Consider the following 7,041-nt stretch of genomic DNA (forward strand, 5'->3'; position numbering starts at 1 on the left):
AGAATATTTTTGTTTTTTGCGCTGTCTACTTGACAGGGGGCGGGTCAAGTGGGAGTGCCGCTTTTTGATATATTTTTAATAATTATTAACAAAATATCACAAAATTACTCTATAAATAGTTGTATTATTAAATCATATAATTATGACGGTAGAAAATGCCGTTAAAAATAACGGAGGAAAGAATATGTCTTACAACGAATTTTTACCAAGCTACTCTATTGGCGACGATTGCTACAAAGAAATACCTTATGTTACCCGACGTTATGGAAAAACCGCTGTTGTTATCGGTGGAAAGACCGCTATGGAAAAGGCTAAGCCTGAACTGCTTGCGGCTCTCAAAGGCTCTGACCTTGAGATAACCGACTTCATATGGTATGGCGGTGACTCAAATTATGAGAACATTGAAATGCTTAAAGCTATGCCGGAAGTGCAAAATGCAGATATGGTCTTTGGCGTTGGCGGCGGACGTGCCGTTGATACTGTAAAGACCCTTTGCGACAGAATTGACAAGCCGTTTTTTACTTTCCCGACCCTTGCTTCTAACTGCGCTTCCTGTACGGCAATATCTGTTATCTATAACGCTGACGGCACTTTCAAGGAATATGCTTACCTCAAAGCACCTGCGCTCCATACTTTCATCAACACAAAAATAATCGCAGAATCACCTGAAAAGCTTTTCTGGGCTGGTATCGGTGACGCTCTCAGCAAAGAGTACGAGGTGGTCTTTGCCTGCCGTGATAAGGATATGACCCATACGCCTTTGCTTGGTAGAGTTCTTGCAGAGGCATGCACAAAACCGCTTGTATCCTACGGAAAAAAAGCACTTGAGGATTGCAGAAATAACGTTTCTTCAAAGAATATCGAGCAGATAGCTCTCGATATCATCATTACAACAGGTCTTGTTTCAAATTTTACTGTTCATCAGAACAACCCCGATCCAAAGGACGATTACTATTATAATTCATCTCTTGCCCACTGTGTTTACTATGGCGCTTCGCTGTTTCCAAAGTGCGAGCATGGCCACCTCCACGGAGAGATAGTTTCATTCGGTGTGCTTTGCCTGCTTACATATGACGAGCAGTTTGAAGAACGTCAGCGTATTTTTGAGTTCAACCACAGTATAGGTCTGCCATGCACATTAGGAGAGATAGCTCTGACAGAAGAAGATGTCCCAGCCATTGCACATAAGACGGCAAGCGTTGTTGAGTGGACTTATGTTCCTGGCGAGCCTTCGGAAGAAAAGTTTATCAAGGCGATACTTGATACCGATAAGGCAGGAAAGGAATTTCTTGCAAAGAGAATATAAGCGCCTTTCCTTTAATAACATCAATAAAAATGATGCTTTGGTCATTAAATCAAGGCATCATTTTTTTATGCAATGTTAATAAGAGATAAGCTCATTAAAAAGCTTTACAGCAAATCTGTCTGTCATTCCTGCAATGAAATCTATTATTGACTGTGCATAGATCAAATTTGTTTCTAGGCTTCCATATATTTTTATGTTTTCACAATTCAAAGCTTCGGATCTTAATTCTCCGGCGGGTACAATATCAGTAACACAATATTTTGCAAGCCATTTTTCAAAAGAAGATATAAGTAAAGGGTAATATCTTTTTGCCGTATCAAGTGATTCAAAAGAATGCTTTCCGTCATATAGCTTGTACAACGTTTCAAAGATCTGCGATAAAACCAGCTCAGAATACTTTTTGAACGCATCAAAACGCTCGCTGTTATATATCTTATCGTAGTTGAATTTCTTTATGGTATTCAACTGTGAAAGAAATTTATCGCTAAGGCATATACCTTTTTCGTGAGAGCTGTTCTGACATACGTCAATAATAAGATTATGCATTATTACTGTTGTGTTGATAGCGTTTATATCGTTTGCCTGTGCCATTTTTTTCAGAGTATGCTTCGCTTCGTCGTCAATAAAGCCTAACTGAATTGCGTCCTCGATATCCCGTCCGACATAAGCTATCTTGTCAGATAATTTTACAACGCACCCCTCCCATGTTATAGGTGCATACTGACCTGCTTCCTTAAAATCTTCTTCTAATGATATAAATACTGTTCTTGGCTTTGTTCCGTTTTCATCGACCTCACCGCAATGCGAGATTATTCCGTCACGGACCGCATATGTCAGATCAAGATTTTTGTAATCGTTGTAATTGTCAGCCAGCAGTTCAACTTTATCTACAAAATATAATCCGTTTTTTTCATGCCAGAATTTCATATCTTTAGAAATATAATTCTGGCAAAGCTTTGTTAGAGTAGTTTCACCATGATGCCCAAATGGAGCGTGACCCAGATCATGCCCCATTGCTATCGCCTTTGTAAGCTCCGTATTTAAACCGAGATTACTTGCAATAGTGCTGCTGACAGATTCAACATGAGCAACGTGTTCCATTCTTGTGCAGATGTGGTCGTTATCTATATTATAAAACACTTGGGTTTTATGCTTCAACCGTCTATACGCTGTGGAATGAAGTATCCTTGTGTAATCTCGTGCAAAAGGACTTCTTACATCATCTGCTCTGTTGTATAACGCCGAGGAACGAGCAGTTAATTTATCCCAATTTGCATTTTCAGGAGTTGCTGCAACCTCTGAAAATGGTCTGTCCGCTTTATTTGTCATAAGACACCTCATATAATTTTTTTTTAGTGCTTTTCTGATGTATGTAAAAAATTATTTATTAGCTATTTTCAGTATAGCACACTCTGTTGTGCTAAGTCAAACGCTATTCACGCTTTGTTTTTTTCATCAAAGCCAACTGCCTGTCCACCCTCTCCTTGATTTTCCTGCGAAAATCATATGGCGAAAGCACCTCCACCACAGGTCCGAATGACAATAAACGTATTATTATCTCATTTTCATTCTGCTCATCATATTTAATAGAAACCATACATTCACCGCTGTCCTCATCAAAGACCGACTCTTTTTCAAGCTCTGCAAATTCAAGCATAAAACGATTTACCGCATTTCGCTCGTTAAGTATCTTTATTTTTGCCTGCTTTTTCTTGTCTGTGACAGCTAAAAAGATCTCAGGCGTTATATCTGTCAGTTTAGTGAGTGTTACCTGCGACATATTTATAATTCCACTGTCCACCATTCTGCGCTTTTGGTATCGGTTCACATAAACCCTGAACTTGTTGTTTTTGGCAGAGTATTCTATCTTTGTGGGCAGAAAATAGTGTGTGATGCGGTTGTCTTTTCTTGTCTGAAAGCTTATTTTGATAAGCTTTTTGCCATGGATAGCCGAGAGTATATCCCGAAAATGCTGTATGTATTGTGGGTCATGAAAATCATCGCCGTCAGAATATTGGTCAAAGCAGGTCAAAAAGTTTCTCTGATATAGCTTTTTCGCACCAAGCAGTTCCGTCAACTGCGACTTTTGCTCAGTGTCAAGAAACAGACCGCTTCTTGGGTCGCTTAGCACCGCACAAAGCCACGCTTTTTCAAGTGCCGTCAGCGGGATATGAGGCTTTTTTTTCAGGATAGATCTGTATAAGCTGTCCTCTTTTTTCAGCAGACCATATCCGCCCTCGCCTGTGAGCTTGGGTTCGAGAAAAAGAACGCTTTCAGAAAAGCCGTTCTGCCTGATGATATCTGCTATCTCAGCCTTTGTGACAGTGTGTCTTTTCAGAATTTTCTCCGTTATGCTGTAATAGGTGCTGTAAATTTCCGAAAACAGTTTCATTTGTCAGCACCTCCGTATATTTCATAAAGCCTTGCAATATCTGAATTAAATTTATCCTGCAATTCCTCATTTGTTGTTTCAAATGCCACTATCCTGCCGATGAACGTTTTTATCCATGGGAAGGCTTCGTTTGCGTCAAAAAGGTCAATGTCAAAGGAGTAAAGCCCGTCGGATTTCTTTGTTACAGTACCGCTTCTTTTTTCACGTTCCAAACGCTTCACAACATACATTTCTTTCGTTTCGTCTACCGCTATCTCCATGTGGATATGCTCTTTTTGTCCGTATCTGCGTGATTTTCCGAAGCTCGTTCCCCATAAAAATCTGCGGTTTTCCTCATAATATCTGTAATATGTATCATAGTCAGCTACCACATCAAGGAGAGTCACTTTCTCTATGGAATCCACCCTTACAGACATCAAACGTTTCTGCTTTGTGAAATACATGATAAGATAATTTCTTCCTGTCTGCACCGAGCAATGTATCTTTAGCGGAACGGCTGTTATCTCGTGCTTTTTGTCGTTCTTTCGGCTTACGCAGGATAGCAGAACAGCCTTTTTCTGCTCCATTGCCCCCATGATATCAATGAGTATCTCATCATCAAGAGTATGCACCATGTAAGCGTGCTTACGCACAAAAATATTATTTTTCGCACCCAGCTTATCCATGATAAAGCTGCCCACCACGCCAAAAGGGTTTTCCTCAGAGAAGAATTTTATCATATCCCCCAAGCCCTTATACCTGCTTACAATATCATCTGCATAACAACCGGTTTTGGTGTATAGGATATTTCTTCCGCTTTTGACCTCCGACACCAAGCCCTCTTTTACATATTCCTTTAGCTTGATACGGATTATCTGCACGTCTATTATCATGCCGTAGTTTGCAGAAATATAGTCTGCTATCTCCGATACTGACATGGCGTTATCTTCAAGAGCGTCCATTAAAATAAAGTGCAGACGGATATCATTGTCCGTAAAGGTCTTTGAACGATAGCACTGATACAGTGGGTTTTGAAAAATGTTCCCCGAATCCACCTGCACAGATACTTTCTTTTTGTGACCCTCCAAAGAGGTGTGAACGTGGTCTGAAAGCCAGCTTTCTATCCTGCGCTTTTCGTTGTCATAGGTGCGCTTGCTTTTTGCGTCAAAGCTTTCTCTTGTGTGAAATCCAAAGATATAGAAATCACGCACATATTCTCTTATCTTCTCAAAATTTTTTATAAGTTCAGAATATACCGCCATTCAGAACACCTCCTTTGATAACATTATACCAAATCTATACTCCCATTGCAATACATAACAAAACCTCGCACCTTTTTTTATATGATTATTTTGTATCTATCTGCTATAATACATACAACAGCAAAAGCAGGAGGTACACAAAATGTTTGAATATTATGATAAAGATAAAATGCTAGTACCGATCAAGATATGGACAGAGTCTATAGACGATATCGAGGAAAGCTGTCTTGAGCAGGCGATAAACCTTGCAAATCTTCCATTTGCCCATGACCATATCGCATTGATGCCTGATACTCATACAGGAAAGGGAATGCCTATAGGCGGTGTGATAGCCTGCAAAAATACGGTGATCCCGAATGCAGTTGGCGTTGACATCGGCTGTGGAATGGCATTCGTGCAGACAGATATCCCTGTGAACATTCTTCGTGACACTGTAACAGGGAGCGGAGAGCTTATAAAGGTGATAGTAGGAAATATACTCCGTACTATCCCAGTGGGCTTTAGTCATTACGGCAAGCCGCAGACTTCTGCCGTGCTTGATAAGGCGCAAAGCGAGATAGAAAGATACAATGCAGACAGCGAATTGCTGAATTTTATCGAGCAGGGATATTATTCCGTTGGCTCGCTTGGTGGTGGAAACCATTTTATCGAGATACAGGAAGACGAAAACGGCATGGCTTGTATAATGCTCCATTCGGGAAGCCGAATGTTCGGCAACATGATAGGGCAGTATTTCAACAAGATAGCTCATGAGATGAATGACAAGTATTTTTCAACTGTTCCCTCAGAGTATAACTTGCCGTTTCTCCCTGTGGATACAGACGAGGGTCAGAGATATCTCAACTGGATGAAACTTGCAATGGATTTCGCTTTTGAAAACAGAGAGGTAATGCTTGAAAAGGTAAAGCAAATTTTCACAGAGCAGGTTAAGAAGTATACGGGTATCACACCGAACTATAGTGACGAGATAAACTGTCACCATAACTATGCCGCACTGGAAAATCACTACGGTGAGAACGTGTGGGTACACCGCAAAGGCGCTATCCATGCGGCTGAGGGCGAAGTCGCTATAATCCCAGGCTCTATGGGCTCAAACAGCTATATAGTCAGGGGCATGGGCAAGGCTGAAAGCTTTTTGACTTCTTCTCATGGCGCAGGCAGAAACTATTCACGCACAGGCGCAAAGGAGAAATTCTCCGTTGAGTCTGTTATGGTAGACCTGAGGCAAAGAAACGTGGTGCTTGGAAAGACCAGTAAGAAAGACGTGGCTGAGGAGTGCCGCTTTGCTTACAAGGATATAGATGTTGTTATGAAAAATCAAAGTGACCTGACCACGCCTATAAAGAAACTTTTCACAGTGGGCGTTGTCAAAGGATAGGAGGTAATTTATATGAAACTTGCAACTGCATTGGCTGAACGTTCTGATATCCAGAACAGAATAAACACGATCTCAGTCAGACTTGACAATAACGCAAAGGTGCAGGAGGGCGATGTTCCTGCGGAAGACCCAAAGGCTCTTATGGAGGAGCTTGACAGGCTGATAGTCCGTCTTGAAGATCTGGTGGCACGGATAAATCTTACCAACAGCGGAACAGTATACGAGGGCAAGACTATCACAGAGCTTCTTGCACACAGGGATTGCCTGAAAAAGAAGGTAAGGGTATTGCGGGATTTTCTGGATACCGCAAGCAGCCGTGTCACAAGAATGACAAGAACAGAGATAAAAATAGTCAGCACTGTGCCTGTGACAGAGATACAGAAAACGGTTGACGGTCTTTCAAAGGAACTGAGAAATGTGGACGAGAAAATTCAGGAGCTGAACTGGACAACAGAGCTGGTGTGATGAAATGGGTGGGATATCTACAGGGTGGATGTATCTCTATCAGCAGAGAATGTGCTGATTATGGACAGAAACTTCGGGCAGGTTTCAGAGGTTCAAGTCCTCATTTGACAACGCATTGCCAGCAACGTAACATGCGTATCGTAACAAATTCTTATTACCACCTTGCATCAACTGTAGATAGGGTAGGGATATGAAAAACGGCATGACCTTGATTGAAATGCTCCCCTTTTGTTAGACAATGTGGTATAATAGAAATATA

The 7,041-nt window shown here is 41.2% G+C and carries 6 protein-coding genes; 3 read left to right on the top strand and 3 right to left on the bottom strand.

Annotation, left to right across the window (positions count from 1 at the left end; translation table 11 throughout):
• The first annotated feature begins 142 nt into the window (after positions 1-142).
• Entirely contained in the window at positions 143-1,306 is a 1,164-nt protein-coding gene (locus DW015_RS13005; RefSeq protein ID WP_242993303.1) for an iron-containing alcohol dehydrogenase family protein, read from the top strand.
• A 75-nt stretch (positions 1,307-1,381) separates the two neighbouring features.
• Here DW015_RS13005 and DW015_RS13010 read toward each other — a convergent pair whose 3' ends face one another.
• From DW015_RS13010 to DW015_RS13020, 3 genes are all read right to left on the bottom strand, one after another.
• Positions 1,382-2,635 (bottom strand): HD domain-containing protein, encoded by a 1,254-nt coding sequence (locus DW015_RS13010; RefSeq protein ID WP_181979936.1) that lies wholly within the window; start codon positions 2,633-2,635, stop codon positions 1,382-1,384.
• A gap of 103 nt (positions 2,636-2,738) precedes the next feature.
• Positions 2,739-3,698 carry a WYL domain-containing protein gene (locus DW015_RS13015; protein WP_117905935.1) on the bottom strand — a complete coding sequence of 320 codons (960 nt, stop codon included), beginning with the start codon at positions 3,696-3,698 and terminating at the stop codon, positions 2,739-2,741.
• A complete protein-coding gene (locus DW015_RS13020; protein ID WP_117905936.1) occupies positions 3,695-4,939 on the bottom strand; it encodes a WYL domain-containing protein in 1,245 nt (414 codons plus the stop codon). The genes DW015_RS13015 and DW015_RS13020 overlap by 4 nt, the downstream gene beginning before the upstream one ends.
• Before the next feature lie 142 nt (positions 4,940-5,081).
• Between DW015_RS13020 and DW015_RS13025 the strand changes: the two genes are divergently transcribed.
• Complete coding sequence (locus DW015_RS13025; RefSeq protein WP_117905937.1) at positions 5,082-6,317, top strand: RtcB family protein; 1,236 nt, start codon at positions 5,082-5,084, stop codon at positions 6,315-6,317.
• 12 nt (positions 6,318-6,329) lie between these two features.
• Positions 6,330-6,782, top strand: a complete 453-nt coding sequence (locus DW015_RS13030; RefSeq protein ID WP_117905938.1) for a DIP1984 family protein — start codon at positions 6,330-6,332, stop codon at positions 6,780-6,782.
• Positions 6,783-7,041: the final 259 nt, after the last annotated feature.

The sequence above is a fragment of the Ruminococcus sp. AF37-20 genome, assembly GCF_003460465.1.
GTDB classification, from domain to species: Bacteria; Bacillota; Clostridia; order Oscillospirales; family Ruminococcaceae; genus Hominimerdicola; species Hominimerdicola aceti.

What these genes read in the sequence shown, in the direction of transcription:
- DW015_RS13005 (WP_242993303.1), top strand. Translation starts at nt 143, where the DNA reads ATGACGGTAGAAAATGCCGTTAAAAATAACGGAGGAAAGAATATGTCT.
- DW015_RS13010 (WP_181979936.1), bottom strand. Translation starts at nt 2,635, where the DNA reads ATGACAAATAAAGCGGACAGACCATTTTCAGAGGTTGCAGCAACTCCT.
- DW015_RS13015 (WP_117905935.1), bottom strand. Translation starts at nt 3,698, where the DNA reads ATGAAACTGTTTTCGGAAATTTACAGCACCTATTACAGCATAACGGAG.
- DW015_RS13020 (WP_117905936.1), bottom strand. Translation starts at nt 4,939, where the DNA reads ATGGCGGTATATTCTGAACTTATAAAAAATTTTGAGAAGATAAGAGAA.
- DW015_RS13025 (WP_117905937.1), top strand. Translation starts at nt 5,082, where the DNA reads ATGTTTGAATATTATGATAAAGATAAAATGCTAGTACCGATCAAGATA.
- DW015_RS13030 (WP_117905938.1), top strand. Translation starts at nt 6,330, where the DNA reads ATGAAACTTGCAACTGCATTGGCTGAACGTTCTGATATCCAGAACAGA.